The organism is Chryseobacterium mulctrae, assembly GCF_006175945.1.
Classification (GTDB): domain Bacteria; phylum Bacteroidota; class Bacteroidia; order Flavobacteriales; family Weeksellaceae; genus Chryseobacterium; species Chryseobacterium mulctrae.
Genome location: NZ_VAJL01000001.1, coordinates 4,685,063 through 4,705,003, shown reverse-complemented (window position 1 = coordinate 4,705,003; position 19,941 = coordinate 4,685,063). Strand labels below are relative to the sequence as shown.

The 19,941-nt window shown below is 31.4% G+C and carries 16 protein-coding genes and 1 tRNA gene; 11 read left to right on the top strand and 6 right to left on the bottom strand.

All coding sequences use genetic code 11. The features are described 5' to 3' along the window. Window positions 1-2: 2 nt before the first annotated feature. Window positions 3-1,016, bottom strand: a complete 1,014-nt coding sequence (locus tag FDY99_RS22000; protein ID WP_139423737.1) for a BT4734/BF3469 family protein — start codon at window positions 1,014-1,016, stop codon at window positions 3-5. A gap of 159 nt (window positions 1,017-1,175) precedes the next feature. Next, window positions 1,176-1,583 (bottom strand): helix-turn-helix domain-containing protein, encoded by a 408-nt coding sequence (locus tag FDY99_RS21995; RefSeq protein ID WP_139423736.1) that lies wholly within the window; start codon window positions 1,581-1,583, stop codon window positions 1,176-1,178. A gap of 177 nt (window positions 1,584-1,760) precedes the next feature. Here FDY99_RS21995 and FDY99_RS21990 point away from each other — a divergent pair, with 177 nt between their 5' ends. From FDY99_RS21990 to FDY99_RS21960, 7 genes are all read left to right on the top strand, one after another. Further along, window positions 1,761-2,315, top strand: coding sequence for a hypothetical protein (locus FDY99_RS21990; RefSeq protein ID WP_139423735.1), 555 nt, complete (start codon window positions 1,761-1,763; stop codon window positions 2,313-2,315). Between the two features lie 67 nt (window positions 2,316-2,382). Next, window positions 2,383-3,024: a hypothetical protein gene (locus FDY99_RS21985; protein WP_139423734.1), complete on the top strand. Its 642-nt coding sequence runs from the start codon at window positions 2,383-2,385 to the stop codon at window positions 3,022-3,024. Window positions 3,025-3,028: 4 nt separating this feature from the next. After that, window positions 3,029-4,642: a hypothetical protein gene (locus tag FDY99_RS21980; RefSeq protein ID WP_139423733.1), complete on the top strand. Its 1,614-nt coding sequence runs from the start codon at window positions 3,029-3,031 to the stop codon at window positions 4,640-4,642. Between the two features lie 292 nt (window positions 4,643-4,934). Next, on the top strand, window positions 4,935-6,110 hold the full coding sequence (locus FDY99_RS21975; protein ID WP_139423732.1) for an ImmA/IrrE family metallo-endopeptidase: 1,176 nt from the start codon (window positions 4,935-4,937) through the stop codon (window positions 6,108-6,110). A gap of 10 nt (window positions 6,111-6,120) precedes the next feature. Then, window positions 6,121-6,612: a hypothetical protein gene (locus FDY99_RS21970; protein ID WP_139423731.1), complete on the top strand. Its 492-nt coding sequence runs from the start codon at window positions 6,121-6,123 to the stop codon at window positions 6,610-6,612. 35 nt (window positions 6,613-6,647) lie between these two features. Beyond that, on the top strand, window positions 6,648-8,534 hold the full coding sequence (locus tag FDY99_RS21965) for an AAA family ATPase (RefSeq protein ID WP_139423730.1): 1,887 nt from the start codon (window positions 6,648-6,650) through the stop codon (window positions 8,532-8,534). Between the two features lie 438 nt (window positions 8,535-8,972). Further along, window positions 8,973-11,840: a tetratricopeptide repeat protein gene (locus FDY99_RS21960; protein WP_139423729.1), complete on the top strand. Its 2,868-nt coding sequence runs from the start codon at window positions 8,973-8,975 to the stop codon at window positions 11,838-11,840. Window positions 11,841-11,893: 53 nt separating this feature from the next. On the opposite strand, the gene FDY99_RS21955 is transcribed toward FDY99_RS21960, so the two are convergent. The 3 genes from FDY99_RS21955 to FDY99_RS21945 all read right to left on the bottom strand — a co-directional run bounded on the left by FDY99_RS21955 (window position 11,894) and on the right by FDY99_RS21945 (window position 15,342). Next, entirely contained in the window at window positions 11,894-13,063 is a 1,170-nt protein-coding gene (locus FDY99_RS21955; protein ID WP_139423728.1) for a hypothetical protein, read from the bottom strand. Window positions 13,064-13,425: 362 nt separating this feature from the next. Further along, window positions 13,426-13,510, bottom strand: a tRNA-Ser gene (locus FDY99_RS21950). Window positions 13,511-13,638: 128 nt separating this feature from the next. After that, complete coding sequence (locus FDY99_RS21945; RefSeq protein WP_139423727.1) at window positions 13,639-15,342, bottom strand: DUF4041 domain-containing protein; 1,704 nt, start codon at window positions 15,340-15,342, stop codon at window positions 13,639-13,641. A 176-nt stretch (window positions 15,343-15,518) separates the two neighbouring features. Between FDY99_RS21945 and FDY99_RS21940 the strand changes: the two genes are divergently transcribed. Then, window positions 15,519-16,685: a retropepsin-like aspartic protease gene (locus FDY99_RS21940; protein WP_139423726.1), complete on the top strand. Its 1,167-nt coding sequence runs from the start codon at window positions 15,519-15,521 to the stop codon at window positions 16,683-16,685. A gap of 61 nt (window positions 16,686-16,746) precedes the next feature. On the opposite strand, the gene pdxR is transcribed toward FDY99_RS21940, so the two are convergent. Beyond that, window positions 16,747-18,168 (bottom strand): MocR-like pyridoxine biosynthesis transcription factor PdxR, encoded by a 1,422-nt coding sequence (gene pdxR / locus FDY99_RS21935; protein WP_139423725.1) that lies wholly within the window; start codon window positions 18,166-18,168, stop codon window positions 16,747-16,749. A gap of 101 nt (window positions 18,169-18,269) precedes the next feature. Here pdxR and FDY99_RS21930 point away from each other — a divergent pair, with 101 nt between their 5' ends. Genes FDY99_RS21930 through FDY99_RS21920 form a run of 3 tightly spaced genes read left to right on the top strand, consistent with a single transcriptional unit; the run spans window position 18,270 to window position 19,931 of the window. Beyond that, complete coding sequence (locus FDY99_RS21930) at window positions 18,270-18,755, top strand: cupin domain-containing protein (protein ID WP_139423724.1); 486 nt, start codon at window positions 18,270-18,272, stop codon at window positions 18,753-18,755. A gap of 20 nt (window positions 18,756-18,775) precedes the next feature. Continuing rightward, entirely contained in the window at window positions 18,776-19,675 is a 900-nt protein-coding gene (locus FDY99_RS21925) for a dihydrodipicolinate synthase family protein (protein WP_139423723.1), read from the top strand. Window positions 19,676-19,700: 25 nt separating this feature from the next. Beyond that, a complete protein-coding gene (locus FDY99_RS21920; protein WP_139423722.1) occupies window positions 19,701-19,931 on the top strand; it encodes a thioredoxin family protein in 231 nt (76 codons plus the stop codon). Window positions 19,932-19,941: the final 10 nt, after the last annotated feature.

Sequence of the window (19,941 nt, the reverse complement as noted above, 5' to 3'; positions counted from 1 at the left end):
GTTTAGTTACTCTCCAAACCAAAATCTTTTTTATATATAAATCCTTTTTGTACCGCCAAATGTATTACTGTGTTAAATTTAATCATTTTTTTATTATTGATATAACATTCCTTCAACATATTAGTACAGTTAGTTTCGTTAAATTTTGATTCATCCATTTTACTTAGTTCAATAAAAAAAATGATCCCCAAATCATAAGTAAACGAGCTAGAAATAGCTAAAGCAACTCGTAACCAGTTATCGTATTCGTAGGTAATTGATTTTTTATTTTTATTTAGGAATTTTATAATGTTTTGAATTTCTTTCTTTTTGGTTGGGCTATTTCTATTTAGTGGATTATTAAGAATATTCTTCATTTCTTTCGCACTCACTATCCCTTTAACAGATCTTATTTGAGCTACAGTTGTAGTTTGTAGTTCTAATTTTGCATCCTTCTTTATTAAGAATTTTTCTGTGATTTCGTCGTTTTTAATAACAATATTTTCATCTTTTGAAATAAAACAAAGTCGAGTAAAATCTTTACCGCTCTGATCTAAGTCGATTTGATATTTTTCTTTAAAGTAGGATGAGATTTTTGAAAATGCTGAGTAATGCCAGATATCAATTTCGTTTGAATTTATATTTTCCTCAAAACTAATTTGTATTAACCCCTTTATACCGTTACCTGAAGGTGATAACCATAAAGCGAACAAATAAATATCTGAAGATAATTGCTCAAAAACATTCTTTACATTTTCTAATCCAATATCATCTATATCGATAATCATTAATGAATTATAATTATTGAGATTTTCTTTTGTTCTAGAGGAATCATTGAAATTTGCACAAAAAGTAGCTACAGGTAATTTCTTCTTTTTTATTCCATAAAGACCATCTTCACTTAGATAATGATGTCTTAAATGATCTGTAATGATTTTATGTTGTTCACTTTTTATCTCCTCTAAAACATCTAATAATTTTCGGTGAGATATTTTACCCCAAAAATTATCTTGATAAGAAACAATAATATTTTCCATATGTGGCAATGACTTCAAAAAATTCTTAATTAGTGTATATTGTTAACAATAAATTTGAGAGTTGGAAAATTATAATCCTTAGCTTTTTTTGCAAAAGGCTCAACCAATTTGGTTGAGCCTTTCCAATGAAAAAGTAATGATCCCGAATTACTTATATTTTTATTTATTGATTAGCTTTTCAAGCCTATCCATCATTTCATCTTTTTCTTTCAGCATTCTTTCATAAAGGGCAATCTTTTCCTCGTGCAGTGAAACTAATTTTTCAATCGGATGAAAATTGATAGTTCCATAATTGAAAGAATTACTAAAAGCGTGCTCTCCAAAAGTATTAGAAATAATATTAACAGCTTGTTCTTCATCAAAGTTTTGAATAGCTTCTACCGGAATTTTCAATACTTCAGAAATCTTTTTCAGCAAAGCATCTTCGATTATTTCTTTTTGTTCAAGCAAAGAAATTTTCTTCTGATTCCAATCATCACCTAAGTCAAGAGCTAAAGCTTCCTGTTTGATACCTAGCATCTCTCTAAATCGTTTTACATTTCTTCCCTGATGTATTTTCTGTTCCATAGTGGTTATCAAATTTTAAAGGCTTAAAGATAAAGCCATTTCTATTAATTCGTCTGAATTGTAAAGTTAAAAAATTATCCTGTAAAATATCCATTTCTCTAGATATAATATGCAGTTTCAGCATTGATTATACACACTATATTGTTGTAATTCGTATCAGCATAAAACTTAATTATTATGAAAAATAAGAAAATAGACTTTGAAGCTAAGTTCTGGGACAGCCATCAAAAACATTCCTGTCTTACATTGATAGATGCATTTTTTCAAATGGATTTTCTATCCGCTGTAAGAGAAAGGCTAAATGACGTGATGAATTACTCAACGAAATGCGAAGTACTGATGAAAGATGACCCATCTCTAATATTCCATTATTACCTCTGTATGCGTTCATTCATAAGAGCAAGTTATGTCTTACAATTCAAAGGAGAAAAATGGAAAGTAAAACGTTCCCCAAAGTTTCCATCCAGATTACTTCAAGGTTCGCTTTCCGATGAAGAATACCGCAATCCGTTTCTTGTCTTTCAGAAGGCATTTAAAGAGTTTACTCTACAAGACTTTGAGTATTTCAATACGCAGATTGTTTATTTCTCATTAGGTGCATATTCTGATGAACCTGAAGCAAATATCGTTACTCTTTTTATCCATCTTAATAAAATGCTTGATTCAGCACAGATCATTCGTGAAAGAGGCTTAAAGAAAATAAAAGATAAAAAAACCACGTCCTCAGAATAATTTATCCTCAGAAAGAATTAGATACCAGACAATTACTGACCAACTTTATTTCATTAAAAATTTTAATATGAGAAATAAAGAAAAAACTAACAGAAGAATCATCGACTTGATGGAAAAGGTTGATATCAGTTTTAAGTTGTTGTCAGATAACAGACAGATAGATGAACTTAATAAAGGTATTTATCTACTTATGGATAAATTAGGAAGTGAAGACATAAATATGCTTTTTGACCGATATCCTAGATTGATACAAAAGTATAGTATCAAAGAAATGTTTTCAGGAAACATTGAAATTCCAAATATTGATCCCCATAGTTTAAAGATTGCCGGATTACTAACCTGCCTGCAATTTTTGATCTCAAGCTTTACTAATTTTATAGATGAATTTGGCAATAGCCTTCCTTTGAAGGAAACTGAAAATAGCAATTCCTACCAAGCCGAAAACTATATCATTAGTTCGATCCCTTTGGATGATTATTTAAAAGAGCTTTTTCTGGGTGTCCTTTCCGTTATTGGCGAAGATTACTACCAAAAGTTTCTCGAAAAGATTGGCAATTCAGATTTTACTATCGATGATATTCTGAAACTTGAGAAAGATAAAGAATTGCAGGAGCATATTGATTTAATGATGTGGTTCTCCTTAATCCGTGTGTTTCTGGAATCTCTTTACTTCTATTTTAATCCCGAAAATCACGACCCCCAAATTTAATAAAATGAAAACTTCAAATAAATTTCAATTTGCACAAATTGGCAACGAATTTTTAGATAGTTCTATCAATCAACTTTTCAAACAGCATTATCTTATCATTCAGATATTTTTCAATAAGACTGACAATTCAGAGTATGCTCACCTCATAATTGTTGTTGAACACAAAAAAGATGTGGAGGAGCTAATGCGAAAAAAATGGGTAGAAAAAGCTTTTAAAGAATACAAAGTTAAAGTGTGTATTTTTTACTCTTCACAAATTCACCATAAATTCTCTCTCGGAGATCCTTTCGTTGAATTGTATTGCAGACTATCAGCAATTTTTTATCAAAATGCTGATTATGGAAACCATTTACTTATTACAAGAGAAAGGAAAAAATTCGAGAAGAAATTCGAGAAGTATAAAGATTCCTTTTTTCACGATCACGATTTATTATTAACGCAGGTTAGAGGATTTGTTACGGATGAATCATCAGTAAGTGCCTTGTTAGCTTATGAAAATGTTTTTAAGTATGATCTGGAATACTTAGAAGAATTATATACAGGAAATAGTTCCAATTCAGAAAACCTGAACGAAAGAATAAGAAACCTCTCCAAACATATTCCTGAGGTACAGAGTCATTTCGTTTCTCAAAGCCGAAGCGAATATTACCTGATTCATTTAATCGGAAAAGCGAGAGAAGCATCGAAAGATGATCTATTTTTTAAAAGTGAAATGTTCGAAGCGTTCAATATCGCTGAGAATAGTCTTTCCGGAATGATTGAAAAACGATTGTATCAGCTAAATAAAATGATAAAAATAGGATATGCTGACGAGGAAAAAATCATTGAAACAGTTAAGGAAAATGATAAAGATGTGGTTCTTGATATTGTTGTAGAAGTAATTGTAAAGTCTGTCGAGGTCGAAGAAATCTATCTGTTTCACACAGCTATTTACGGTAGTAATACAACCTACTATTTGTTGTTGCTTGGTCTTAATGTTGGTAATGATAAATTAAAATCTATAGCGCAGTCATTGAAGAGTCACACAGGTAACAATTTTGATTTTGTTCTGATCAGCCACGATCGGTATTGGGTTCAGAAGAATCTACATTTTTATCAAAGCTTCTTTGTAGACATTATTCAGGGCAAAAACAGAATTTATCAATCTAATCCTTTCTATCCTGAACCTCATTGGGAAAATCCTCACATTCCCACTTATGCAGATCTTGATTATTACAATGATGCAACAATGAAGTATTCGCAACAATTCCTTGCAATAGCAGAAGATGGAAGAGAAATTTATCAGGGCTTGCCATATTTCTTTACCCTATTTTTTCTTTCATTTTGCAGGACGTACATTTACGCTAAGCTTTACTATATGCCCAACTATTTATCCAATTACAGTTTGTGGAAGTTATGCGAGTTTGCAAATCCTGAGTTGAGAAAATATAATTATCTGTTTGAAGAATTCTGGACTAAGTTTTTCCCATATTTAGATTACCATATGGTTCTTCATCATCATATTACTAATTTAAAAGAGGAAGAGGTTGATCAAATGACAGTGATTGTTGAGAAATTGATATGTGAATTACATTACGTATCTATTGAAGAAGGTAGGATTTATACAGAAAGTAAATAAGTAACGGTATGAAATGTATTATTTTTATCGCTGGGTTTGAATGCCTAGTCAAATAGTTGTAAAATAGCTCCTTGCGGAGCTATTTTTGTTTTATTATACTTATTAGTTGCTACGAATATTTTATTTGTTAGTCGGTATGACTCAGAAAAACTACTTGACATATACAAAATTAATCGAAGGAATAGCATTTTTATTTTAGAGACATAAAAAAAATTAGAGGTAAATTTACCTTTATACTATTGTTTATGTCGAATAGTTTAGTATTTTTGAGGTAAATTTACCTTTACTAAAAATGATAGATAACTTATTACATAAGAGCCTTCGATATGATGGATCTTCGATTGAAGATTTATTTGCAATTAAGTTGGAGGAATCGGGCTTGACAAAAACCCAATTTGAAAAGCTATCCGGAATGGAGAGAAGAAGTTTGGATGCTATTTTAGATAAAACTTCTAAGCAAACTGATATTATTAAATTATTGAAGCTTACGGAGTTTTTGGAAGTTGATTTAAGTGAGTTACTCATTATTTATTTCAAAGATAGACCTGTAGAAGAAATCAGAGAGTTACAATCATCAATGGATATCACATTCATCAATAAATATTTTGATTTAAAAACATTAGCAGTATTAGGATTTATTCAAAAGAATGATTCTTTAGAAACTCTGAAAGATCGTATTTGTAGTTTTTTTGACCTAGATTCTATTTACGATTATGATAGAGAGTTAAGCGATGCTCTTTATAGTAGGACTAAAAAATCATTCAGTGATAAAATGAAAGACTTTTGGATAAAATCCAGCTATAAATATTTCGAGCTTATTGATAATCCAAATGAATATAGCAGAAAGAGTTTAGTTGAACTAATTCCTAAAATCAAACCTTACACTCAAAATATAGAAAATGGACTGGTAACCGTTTTTCAAGCATTATATAATATTGGTGTTACAGTTGTTTTTCAGCCATTATTACCTAAAACACAGATAAGAGGTGCAACTTTTTTCATAAATAATAAACCGTGTATTGTTATCACTGATTTCAATAAGAATTATGCTACGATCTGGTTTGCATTAATACACGAATTACATCACGTACTATTTGATTTGGAAACAATCCAGAAAATAAGTTACCATTTATCGGGAGAACCAGATTTATTTTTGATTCAGGAAGATAAAGCAAATGAATTTGCCTCCGAATATTTATTATCCTCAGAGAAAATGAGATACATCGAAAAGATGATTCACAATAAATTTATGGTAGCAAAATTTGCTAAGGAATGTCAAATACATCCTTGTATTATTTATTCTCAATATCAATGGAGGCAATCTGAATTAGGAAATGATTACTGGGCTGCATTTAAAGATGCTTTTCCAAACATAAAAAATATAACGAAAAAATTGAATGTTGCTAATTGGGATGTAGAATCAATTAGAGAAGCATCATTGAAAATAAGAGAACTATTAACTGTATAAATCCATCAAAATGAATGATAATAACTTAAACAAAAAGCAAGTAGAACGTAATCTCTCAGAAGAAGATTTAGAGAGGTTAGAAATTTTACAAAAATCAGAAGAAGTAAAAGGAGAACAACTTTTTATGAATTTTGATTCAGAAGTAGTAATTGAAAATGAAGCTGATCAGCTACTGGGTCAAAAAATTGATGATCCTGTTCAAAAATTTCAATTGTACTATCACGGTCTAACTAAGCTATTGAAGGATAATTTACCTAAAGGTAAAGATTTTGAAGATGTGCGAAGAATTGTTTATGACGAAAAAAATGTACTAATCAATAGAGGTGCAAAAAAAGATGAAAAGGGAATTAGAGGTAGTGATGGCAGAATGGCATATACTGAGGATTTAGAAGAAGCAATAAAAATTGTTGCAGAATGGACAAGTAGAAAAGGTACTCCGGCAGAACTTTTTATGTCTTTTTGGGACAAAAATGAAGAACTTGGGTACGGGCATCAAGACTAAACACAGAAATTATAGATGAAATTTAGAATAAAAATATGATACTAAAAAAATACAAAGTAGAAAATTTCCGATCAGTTCTTGATAGTGGTTGGATTGATTGTGATAATGTAACAACATTGGTTGGAATTAATGAGGCTGGAAAGTCAAACTTGCTTTTAGCTTTATGGAAACTAAATCCAGCAAGAGAAGGAAAAATTGATATTTTACACGATATGCCGGTTTCTAAACTGAGTACTTATCGAAAAACCCCAAAAGATATAAAATTCATTACAGCGGAGTTTGAGCTTGATGATGAAAGCATAAAGAATATTGAGACTGAGGTTGAATGTAGTTTGCAAGGAGATAAATCAGTAACTGTTGCACGTTTATATGACGGGAGTTACATTTTCGAGTTTCCAAGTGGTGATCCAGTATCTAAGAAGATAGAAAAAGTAACAAAAGAAGTTGAAGAAGATGAAGAGTCAATTGAAGAAGATGTTATTGTACCATATAAAGATGCCGACCTAGAAAACGCTATTCTTGCCGAATTACCATCATTTGTTTATTATTCAAACTATGGAAATCTATCTTCAAAAATTTATCTTCCAAATGTTATCAAATGGTTAAAGGGGCAAACTGTAGACGGGATTGATATCAATGAAGAGCAAGTAAGAACATTAAGAGTGCTCTTTGAATTCGTGAAATTAGACCCTAAAGAGATTTTGGAATTAGGAAAAGATCCCAAAGAAATGGCAATGCTTAGGAACGGCAGAAACGGAGAAAATCAACCTACTGCTGAAGAAATTAGGAAGGCGGAAAATGATAAGGAAGAACGTAGTATCCTTTTACAGTCAGCTTCAGGTGATCTGACAAAAAGATTTAAAGAATGGTGGAAGCAAGGTGAGTATAAATTTAGATTTGAAGCAGATGGCGACTATTTCAGAATATGGGTATCTGACAGTGTGAGAACTGACGAAGTGGCATTAGAACTTCGTAGTACAGGACTTCAATGGTTTATCAGTTTTTACTTGATTTTCCTTGTTGAAAGCCAGGAACGGCATAAGGGTGCAATTTTATTGCTTGACGAAGCTGGACTTACTTTACATCCTTTAGCACAAAAAGATTTAGCAATATTTTTTGACAATTTATCAAAAGGTAATCAAATAATTAATACAACGCATTCTCCATTTATTGTTGACACTTCTAACATAGATAAATGCAGGGTTGTGTATATGGATAAAGATGGATATACAGTAGCTTCAAGTAATTTAAGACAAGGAAGTGATGCTTTAAATGAAAAATCTATTTACGCAGTTCACGCTGCTTTAGGACTAAGTGTTTCAGACGTTTTATTACAAGGCTGCCAAGCTATTGTAGTAGAGGGGCCATCTGACCAGTTCTATCTTAATGCTATTAAGGGATTTTTAATTAGAGAAAAGCTTATTGCTCCGGAACAAGAAATTGTATTTGTACCATCAGGAGGAGTTAAAGGAGTTCCGGGGGTTGTTAGTATGATTTCAAGTAAAGCAGATGATATACCGTATCTAATTATCGATTCGGATAAGAGTGGTGAAGATGCAAAGAAAAGATTATTATCCGGTTTGTATAAGGGATTTGAGGATAGAATACTTGATGTTAAAGATTATGCTGAAATTGAAAAATCAGAAGTGGAAGATTTGATTCCTTTTGCTTTGATAAAGAAAGGCATTGACAGACTTTTTAATTCCTTAGATGAGATAGATTTTGAAGATAATTATAGTAAAGACACTCCAGTAGTAGCTCAAATTGAAACATTTGCTGAAGCTAATGGGATTGAATTAGAAAAAGGATGGAAAGTAGGGATATCTATGGCTGCTAAAGCTCAATTAAAAAATAAAAAAGCTGATTCTTTACCACAAGACTATGTGGAAAAATGGACAAAACTTTTCAACGCATTTTTATAGGCACAACTACAAAGTTTTTAATATTAATATTATATGAAGGCAATAATTCAATCCTATCAACTATTTTTAAAAACAAAATTCGGTATACAACTTAAGGATGGTGGGATTGAATTTCATAATATTTATAAGATAATTAATTTCGAAACTAGGAAAGAAACTATCTTGTATCTATTAATGAAAAGAAAATAAAATTTGTTACTTCTATAGATTTTTTAGTCATTTTATAAGATTTATATCTTCAAAATTGGACAAATTGATGAATTTACTAATGCAACCAGTATTGAAAGAGAATATAAGGAAATCGACTATTATATATAAGCAAACTGACTTGTTGCAATTGATGAATGATTATAAGTAGAGATTTTTTATAAAAATTCTTTAAAGACTACCTAACGATAAATAATAACTTCGAACATTATCCTTTAGGATTTATATAAAATGCACGATATCAAATTAGATTTAAACTCAATAAAAATTTTCAGTAGGAATACTGATGCAATTTTCACTAACAGAGGGTTCTATTATCAATATTTATCTGTTTTAAAAAGATGGGTAACAAATTTTGTAAATCGTAATGATAGCTTAATCTATACTGAAGTTGAAAACGATATTAAGGAGGTTGGAGAGAATTATGTGTTCACTCAATTGAAATGCTACACCTCCGACTTTAGTCTAAATTCTAAAGAAATCAAACATTCAATTTTCGATTTTTTTATTACCTACCTCAATTATAGGCAAGATAACATCTTTCCTATTTTTTCATTTGTAACCAATTCCAGCATAAAGAAGAATGAAAAACTATTGGGTAAATGGTATAATAGAGAGATCTTTAATAAAAGTGAGGATTTGGAACTTTTAAAGAAAAAGAACAAAGAAATACTCAGAAGCGAATCGAATAAAATAAGACAATCAAAACTCAATCGTCAAAATCTTTCGGCACATAAAAAACAAGAAATTAATGCTAATTATCAAGCGATTTGTTGCATTGTCGATGACAATTTGCTTATAGAAGATTTTTGTAAAGCGATTCATTGGGAATTTGGTGAGCAAACAACCGACGAAGCTGTTGATAAAATTAAAAGTGAAATCTTCATAATTCTAAAGAACGAATTATTTAATAACAGACCAGTCGATGTCATATTTAGAGTTTTGCTTTCTGAGATTAACCGTTGCTCTCAGGAGAGTGAAAAGTCTAAAAGATGCGTTAACAATTCTGATCTACAAAAGCTTTTAGAATTAACGGACTCTGATATTCAAAAGAAGATAGATCCAAAATTCATCCATTTGATCGGTGTTGAAATAGAAGAACTAAAAGATAGAGTTAAAAATATTGAAGCTGTACAGGAAAAACACACTTTGGAAATAAAGAAACTAAAACCCCCAATTTTAGAAAACACTGATCTAACTTTAATTCCTTACATCTATAATGTTCAAGATATTATAGGATGGGAAAATGAGGTTGATGAAATTTACAATATAGTCAATCAGAAAAATGTTACTGCAATACACAACTTCGGAGGTATAGGAAAAACAACTTTTGCAAAAAAGTTTTTAGCTAAATATCGAAATGATTTTAATAATGTGATTTGGCTGAATATTGAAGAATCCATTCATAGCGCATTTATTTTAAATGAACTTTTGATCTCCAATCTGAATATTGATTTAAACAAAGGACTAACCATTGAACAGCAATTTAATGTAATTCTCAATGATTTGGATAAATATGGAAATAATAATCTAATCGTATTGGACATTCAGAAAAATGTAGAAAATATCACTGATCTAAATAAAATTATCAGTTTAAGAAATTGGAAAAAAATAATCCTTGCTCGCAATCAATATAAATCATATAATCCATATCAACTCCCTTATTTGAATTTTGAAGATGCAAAAAAACTCTTTCAATTACATAGTTCACACAATATTAATGACGTTGTTTTTAGAGAGTTTCTTGAATATATTGATTGCAATAATCTGATTATTGAGTTAGTTGCCAAAACAATCGAAAATAGCTTCGACTTGACACTAGAATTTATTTTCGATTCTTTAAAAAACCAAGACCTAGATGATGAATCATTAAAAATTGAGATTGAAATTCCAGAAGAAGAGACTAAAGCTATTAGGATTTTTGACTTTATACTTCAAAAGTTTTCGATCGAAGGTATTAATAATAGCGAACAATACTTTTTAGAATATCTTTCTTTACTTCCTTCCTCCAACATTATAATTGAAGATTTAATACTAATCTGTGGCAAAGATTTTTATGATGGTAACAAAACCAACTATATCAATTTGACTAATTCTTTAGAAAAAAAGGGGTTTTTACATTATGAGAATAATAGAAAAAGTATCCGTATCCATAAAATATTACAGGATGCTATTTTATACTCAATAAGAGATCAAAAAGGTGCATTTTTTAGCTCATTCCATTACATAGCGTGGTTGACCGGAAGATTGTCAGATGGCTATAATTCACCTAAGGACTCCTTTCGTTTTTTAAAATATGCGGAATCCATTCTTAATACTATTAAAGAGGAATATCGAGAAAGCGTTTACCAGCCGCTTCTAATGCTGGAGAATGAGTACTTGCATTTATCAGCTTTTTTCTTTATCCGTAAAAACATCACTGAATTGTGGAAGGATTTGATTAAAAGAAGCGAGAATTATTTGGGTAAAAAGGATGTTTCCTTGGCAGCTATGTACAATAATTTGGCATTAAGCTTAAAGCCGGAGAAATCACTAGATGAAATTATTAATTATTTGAGCAGTGCAGTTGATATATACTATAAAAATGGTGATAATTATAAAGATGGAGACTTATTAATGTTCCTAACGGTACTAAATAATTTATCTCAGGCATATCTTTTCAAAAATGATGTTGATAATGCAATTAAATACTTCCAAAAAGTAGCCGCTCTCAGAAAAAAATATTATTTTTATACAGATGCACAAATTGGAGTTGGCTACACAATATTGTCCGAACTTTATAAAAAGACGAAAGATTTTGATAAATCTGAAAGTCTTATCAAAGACGCCATAAGATATCATAATTTAATTCCTATTGAAAAAAGAAATGATTTCTTACTTTCCAGTTATTATAATAAACTCTCCGAATATTCTTTATTGAGAAACAACCTTCAGGCTGCTATAGTGTACCAACAAAAATGTATTGAGATTTTGGAGTCACAAGAGATTAAAAATGCTCATATCATCTTAATGCTTAAGTTTTTGATAGACTTATGCAAAGTGCAAAATGATTTTGAAACTGCAAAAATCTATGAGAATAAATTAAAAATTTTAAGATAACATATGGAATTCTTTACATTTTGCATCTTATATGTACCATAAATATATGAATATCAGTTATTCTTTGTGACGTCTTGCACATTATATAAATGACCCTTTGTTGGTTGTCCAACTTCACTTTTTACAATAGTCGGCATAATCCAAATAAGTTTGCTATCCCGTAACTTCTCTCCAAATTTTTGATTCCTCCAATGTCCACGTCGCCAATGTGGTTGAACACTTAAGTTTGTTTTTATTATTTCGTTATACCTTCTTTTAAATGTTTGTCCGACATAATTTATTTTGCTAAATCCTGATTGCTCAATATTGTCGGCAACTTTTTTCTTTTCTTTTTCAGTTTTGGCAAATGACATTTTCTTTTCAAAATTCCCCGGTAAGCCTGTTGGGAATTTTTTTTCTATGTCCTGTTTATCTTTAGGTTGTGATAAGTAAAGCAAACAGTTAATAACCAAATTAATAGTCTTTTCTAACAGCTCAATTGTGTCAGAATAAAACTCTAAGTCAAAGTCCGTTATTTGTTCAGGCGTTTTATTGGTTATAAATATTTCATTTTTAAGATCACTTATGAAATAATCCAAAGCTTCCCTCACTGTTTCTCGTTTCTCTTCTTTCTCAAACCACAAGTAAATATTCCAAAATGTACCTAGAGGAGCTTCATCTACTTCGTCAGAATTCGTAAAGGGTTGCGTACTACTTTTTACGGTTGATATGTATTTTAGGAATGATTCTTTAAATTCACCAGCAAAATAGAAACTTAAATCACAATAACCTTCTGGGTGTTCTCCCATTATATTCCAAATATTGTGGTCAATATAAACACCTTCAATAACTGCATCACTATTTTTTGATAGTTTGAGATTAAGTGGTTTTAAAGAAAGATAGAAGATGTCATAAGGAAGTTTGAAAAGGTCTGGCTTTACATCACTAACATCAGTTTTGTCCAATAAAAGTAAAAGTTCTTTGGAAAATGAAAAAATATTTCGCCCATTCTTATACCAATCACTCCAATGTGTAAAGTTTGAATATAGATATTCAAACTCGTGTATTTGTTCAATAGTAAGGGATGTTTTGTTTTTAATGAATTCGTTAACATTTGTTCCGTCATAATTGGTAACAAACCGTTTGACAAAGCTGTTATGGGTAAAATCGTTTGCAAAGTGTCTAAAATTTTGTTCTTTGTCGATTCTAAATGGAAAATGATATAGTAATTCCTGTTCTTTCATTGTCATTCAAACTTGTCAGAATTTTTGCTATACAATAATAGCTAAATTGTTCACACCTGCTACTTTTAGTGCATATCAACATTCTAGATATCTATATATTTAATGTTTGCAATACTACACAAAAAATAAATACCCAACCAAAGTTTTACGTTTGCTAGTGCTCTTTTAAGATTGATTAAACTAAATAGCTTATTCATTTCTTCTTGTAAAAATAGAAAATGTCTTTTTAAATATTGATAGAAAATAAAAAGCACTCTAATAAAATATAATTATGTATTATAATACAAGTAATCAGAATTAGCACCTATGTTAGCACCTAAAAATGAAAAACCCTATAAACATTATGTTTATAGGGTTTTTTGCGGAGAGAGAGGGATTCGAACCCCCGGACCTGTTACAGTCAATAGTTTTCAAGACTATCGCAATCGACCACTCTGCCATCTCTCCTTAAACTCCGATTGTATCGTTGTTTTCAGTGGTGCAAATATAGAAAGTTTTTTTATTCCAACAAAGAAAAATTTTACAATTATTTTAAGTTTTTAGCTAAAATTCAAAAAATGAATTAGTTATAAAACTTAAATTTCTTCGATGACTTCTTCATAACTCACGGGATCTACTATTTTCTGATATTGTTCCCATTCAGCTTCCAAAGTTTTATCGGTTTTCATTTCCTCTTCAAGCTTTAATGTCTCTCTGTATTGTTTTGCTTCAGCCAAAAGTGTCCATTTACAATTGATTCCGATTGTTTCAATATGATTTTTCAGATCGCTTAAATCGAGTCTGAAAAACTCTTTTCTTGGATTAATTTTATTGAGCTGATTTTTAAGAAATTTCTTGTGAAGTTGTCGTTCCAAAGCGGGAGCGTCCTCCGAATAAATCATTGCATGCACATCAAATTCAAAAGGAACACTTGCATCACCCAATTCACGAACCCGGTCTAAAGGCTCTAAACGTCTCGTCATCCCGATTTTATAAACATGTTCACCAAACGAACCGATGTTTGAAATAACATACACATTTCCGGTTTTGGTTTGTTGCGCCATAGAAATGGCTCTTTGATTTTTTTCTTCTGCCTGTTCTAGTTTTCCTTGCAGTTCTTCCAGTTTTTGCTGAAAAAGAGCTTTTTGTTCTTCATTGGCTCTCGAAACTTGAGCTTCGGCTTTTTCAATCAGTCTTTTTAAAGTTTGCTCTTCTTTTTCGGCATCTTTTATTGCTTTTTCAAATTCTTTTCGGGCTTTTTCTTCTTCACGGATCTGTTCACGAATCTGTCGCTGCTCTTCAAGTTCTGCTGCCCGTAATTCCTGTGCTACAACTGCCCATTTTAGCTCTTCAAGTCTTGCCTGATGATAAACCTCTGAAATTCTTGCATTACGAAATGCTTTTCCATTAAAATTAACCAACTGAAAAGCATCCTCAATTTTCTGTTTTAAAATTCCGTAATTATCTTTTCTTACCGTTGACAAAATAGAATCTACTTTTCCGTTGTAAGCATCTATTACAAAATCCACGGCTGTTTTTTGTCTTTCGTTATCCATATACTCACAGATTCCGGCTTGTCGGTTGACGATCATCATCTTATTATTCTGACGGAGCTTTTTAAGATTTTCACCTGCATCTTTATGACCAAAATCTTCAGCAAGCTCATCTAAAAGAGTGTAACTCGGCACAAGATATTCATTTCCGTAGCCTTTAATAACGTTTTTCATGGCCTGAATTCTGCTCGCAATTTCATCAGCTTCTCTTAGACTTCGGTATGCATCTCCACCAATTGTTTCGGCTTTGTTTTCAGCATTATCAACGATTCTTTTAGATTCTCTTACGGCGTTTTCATATAAAAGTTCGATTTCTCTCTGTTTCTTTTCAGTAAGTTCTTTGATGCTTTTTCGGGATTCTTTAGCATTTTTCTCAGCTTCAGATAATTCCAGATTACCTCTTTCTCTCAGCTTTTCGTAGTCTTTTTGGGCTTTTTTAAGCAGGTATTCACATTCAATTTTTACATCAATAATGTTTTGATATTTGCTCAGTTCTGCAATTTTATCTTTTAATTCCCGATTGGTAATCTGAATATAAGACAAGTCTTTTTTTGCAGACTGAAGATTTGTTTTTAAAGAACTATTTTCAGTCTGATATTTTAATATTTCAGATTGAAACTGATTAATAATCCTTGTTAAATCATTAATTTTAAGATCCTTATTTTTAATTTCGTTCTTTAGTTTTTTGGCTCGTGTATAAAAATAGACAGCCAACACAGCCAAAATTACAATGAGAATAATTTCCATGGTTATTAGTTTTTGTGCTGCAATAATACACAAACATTGGATTATTTCTTTACGGGAAACCGTATTTAGGTTTAAATTAATAGGAAAGCTAAAGTTTGATTAAAATAAAACGCATTAACCTTTTAATATTCATTCGGTCATTCATGATAAAACACTATTTTTATAAAAAATAATTCATGAGAAAATATATATTCTTTGTTTTACTATTTCTTACCATCACGGCTTCAGCACAAGGAAAAAGATTTTTTGAAAATGGTGAAGCCGAATTAAAAAATCCTGTTGAAAAAATTAATCTGACTTATACTAATGAATTGCCTTTCGTTAAGGTAAATATCAATGGGAAAATCTATCAGTTTCTTTTTGATTCTGGTGCTCCTACAGTAATTTCAACGGCAATTTATAATGAGCTTAATCTTAAGAAAAAACACCGCAGTAAAGTCACAGATTCAAAAAAAAATAAGCAGGAACAAATCTTTACAGTAGTTCCGGAAATAAAAGTTGATCAAATTATCTTCAAAAATATTGGAGCTATTGTGATGGATCTAAAAGGAATTGAGTTTGAATGTTTTAAAATTGACGGTATTATCGGAGCCAATCAGATGGCAAAACTTTTCTGGAGAATCAATTATTCAGAAAACTCAATAGAAGCGACCAAAGATCTTGCAAATTTTTCTAAAGAAGGCTACGAAACTGTATTTTCATTTATTCCAAAACCTCAGAAAACACCTGTAATAAAAGCTAATATTTTAGATGAAAAGATAGACCTTACTTTTGATACAGGATTTACAGGGACGGTGAGAATTTCTAACAAAGAATATGATCCCAAAAACACTAAAGTAAAGTTTGTTGAAACTTATGGCACATCTTCTGTTGGAGCATTTGGAGCCGGGAAGCCGGAAAGTTCTTATTATTTTAAACCAAACGAAGTGCTTTTGGATGAACAAAAATTTGAAGAGGAAATTGTGTCTACCGGATCATCAAGTCTTCTTGGAAACGAATTTCTGAAAAAGTTCAGATTTATAATGGATTGGAAAAACAATAAAATCTATTTAAATAAAATTAAAAATTATCCTTCAAAATTAGAATCTTTTGGTTTTGGATATCGTTTTATAGATCATAAAGCAAAAGTAGTATTGCTTTTTAACGGAAGTGATGTTCCTCTAAAACTTGACGATGAAATTTTGAGCCTGAACAATATAAGCTTAGAAAATCTTGACCAAGAATCCGTTTGTAAATATCTGCAAGACCGTATAGAAAAAGACCTTAATTCTATCACCATTAAAGTGAAACGAGAAGGGAAGGTTTTAGATTATATGATTGCTAAAAAAGAATATTTGAAATAATTAAACTCTATTTTTCAACAAAAAGTCCTCAATTTGAGGACTTTTTTGTTTTGTTATTTTACTACAAAAACTGGTTTAAAGCAATAATACTTTCTTCCAATTCTTTTTCTGATAAAGAACCATAACCCAGCCTAATTCCATTGACAGATTTATCGAAACTGTAATTATCAGGCGGAATAATTTTTATGCCTTTAGATTTTAAATTTTCGGAAATTTCAGACCAGTCAAGCTCTTTTTTAGGACTTATCCAGAAAGCCAATCCACCTTCAGGAATGTTATAACCTGCTTTATTTTTAAGATGTTGGTTTAATAATTCAGCAACAGAATCCCGTTTATTTTTATAATAATTAGTTGCTTTCTTGATGTGCCTTTTTACCGTTCCGTCTTTTATTAATTGCAAAACAGCCTGTTCCATAATATTGTCGCCCTGTACATCAATTATTTTTCTTAGATCTCCTATTTTTTCGATAAATGAATGATCATTACAAACCAAATATCCGATTCTTAAAGCAGGAGCAACCACTTTACTCATCGTTCCGATGTAAACATAATTTTTAAGTTCCTGTAAACTTGATAAAGGCAAAATAGGACGATACCCAAAATGAAATTCATTGTCATAATCATCTTCAATAATTGTAAAACTATATTCGTTGGAAAGTTTTATCAATTCTAAACGTCTTTTTAAGCTTAAAGTGACCGTTGTAGGATATTGCCGATGCGGAGTGATATAAATGGCTTTTATTCTTTTATTTTTCTTTAAATAAGCAATGACATCTTCGATGATCAAACCGTCTTTGTCGACATTTACAGGTAACAGTTTTGCTCCGGCGTTTTCGAAAGTTTTCCAGGCTGGTTTGTATCCCGGATCTTCTATCATCACAAGATCTCCTTCCTGTAAAAGACATTGTGCCGTTAAATACATCGCCATTTGGCTGCCTCTTGTAATGCAGATCTGCTCTTCATTGGTCTGCATTGCTCTTTGATGATTAAGCATTTGTGCAATTGTTTTTCTGAATTCTATATCACCCAATTCATCACCATAACCCATCATTTGCCATTTTGCTTTTCGGTTGAAAATCTGTCGGTATGCTCTTGCCAATTCTTCAATCGGTGCGATTTTACTATCGGGATAACCATCATCAAACTGAATTCGAAACTGCTTTTTATTTTTCAGGTCAGATGCTTCATCTTTTTTTTGATCTCGACTGCTTTGATGTTCAGAAGGTAAAATATCGGCAACAAAAGTTCCTTTTCTTTCTTTAGAGATCAACCAACCTTCATTCAGTAAAACATTTAATGCTTCTACAACGGTATTTCTGTTGACTTTTAAAAGCTGTGCAAGATTTCGGCTTCCTGGTAAAGCATCTTCTGCTTTCAGCCTTCCGGAATGAATGTCATTCATAATTGCATCGGCTATTTGCAGATAAATTGGTTTTTCTGAATGGCTGTTCAGTTCTATTTGAAATTTCCAATCTCGTAACATCTGGACTATTTGTTTTTGTAAATTCTGTATCAGTAAGATGGTCCAAATGTACAATACTTTTGTCATGCAATAATGCAATAGGATATTAAAAATTTAAAAACATGTCAGAATTAAAAACAAATCAGGAGTCTCAACAAAAGCAATTTAGTTCAAAAGATTTTCATCAAACATTCGCAAGACCAACTTTCGTGAAGCCAAGTCACGTGATTCACAAAAATGTAGAAAACGAAGGGGTTCATAACCAGTTTTCTGAAGAAAGAAAGCATCCTGTTTTCTTCGTTGATCTTCCGAGTAAAAATGTGAGTATGACAATTGGCGGACTTTTACCAGCACAAAAAACAAACCGTCACCGCCACACTTATGAAACAATTTTATATGTTTTGGAAGGAAAAGGATGGACTCTGATTGAAGATGAAAAAGTAGAGTGGGAAGCAGGAGACGCAGTTTACATTCCATCTTGGGCGTGGCATCAACATCAAAATTTAAGCGACACTGAACCTGCAAGATATATTGCCTGTGAAAATACACCACAGCTTCAGAATTTGGGAGTTGCTTTGAGAGAGGAAGAGGGAAGAGATTTCAATTAATCATTTAAAACAAAAAAATTATGAATAAAGTACCATTTAAAGGCGTAATTGCTTATCCGATAACTCCTTTTGATCAGGAAGAAAAAGTAGATATTTCTTTATTTAAAAAACTGGTGGAGCGATTGGTCATTTCGGGTTCACACGGAATTGCACCTTTGGGAAGCACCGGGGTTTTACCTTATCTGACTGATGAAGAAAAAGAAGCAATTACAGAAGCTACAATCCAGCAGGTTGGAGGAAGAGTTCCGATTTTGGTTGGAGTTTCGAATCTTACGACTGAAAAAACAATTCATCATGCAAAATTTGCTGAAAATGCAGGAGCGGATGCCGTGATGATCATTCCGATGAGTTATTGGAAACTGACCGATGATGAAATTGTTGCTCATTACGATGCGGTTGCTTCAAAAATTTCGATTCCGATCATGGCATACAATAATCCTGCAACAAGTGGAGTAGATATGTCTCCTGCTTTGCTGAAACGCTTGCTGGAAATTCCGAATGTGACGATGATCAAAGAAAGTACAGGTGATATTCAGCGAATGCATTATCTGAGAAAAGAATTGGGCGAAGAGGTGGCTTTTTACAACGGTTCAAATCCTTTGGCATTGGCAGCTTTTGCAGCTGGAGCGAAAGGTTGGTGTACTGCTGCACCAAATTTAATTCCTGAATTGAATATTGAACTTTATAATGCTGTTCAAAATAACGATTTAGAAACCGCTCAAAACATATTTTACAAACAGGTTGATCTGTTGAAATTTATTGTAGCTAAAGGTTTACCAAGAGCAGTAAAATCAGGATTAAATATTTTAGGAGAAAATGGCGGACAATTGAGAAGTCCTTTAAAACCATTAACAACATTGGAAACTTCAGAATTGAAAGAAATTCTATCGACCATTACCCACAAAGTGTATCAAGTATAATTCATTTAATCTAAAAACAAGTAAAATGTCAAAAGCAATTTTTTATCATGCAGGTTGTCCCGTTTGCGTAAGCGCAGAACAGGATCTTTTAAACTTAATTCCTGAAGATCAGGTAGAAGTAATTCATTTAGGTGAAGAAAAATCGAAAGTGAAAGAAGCCGAAAAAGCAGGCGTAAAATCGGTTCCAGCTTTGGTTTTATCCAACGGAAATGTTTTGCATATTAACTTCGGAGCCTCTATTGAAGATTTGAAATAATCAAAAAAAG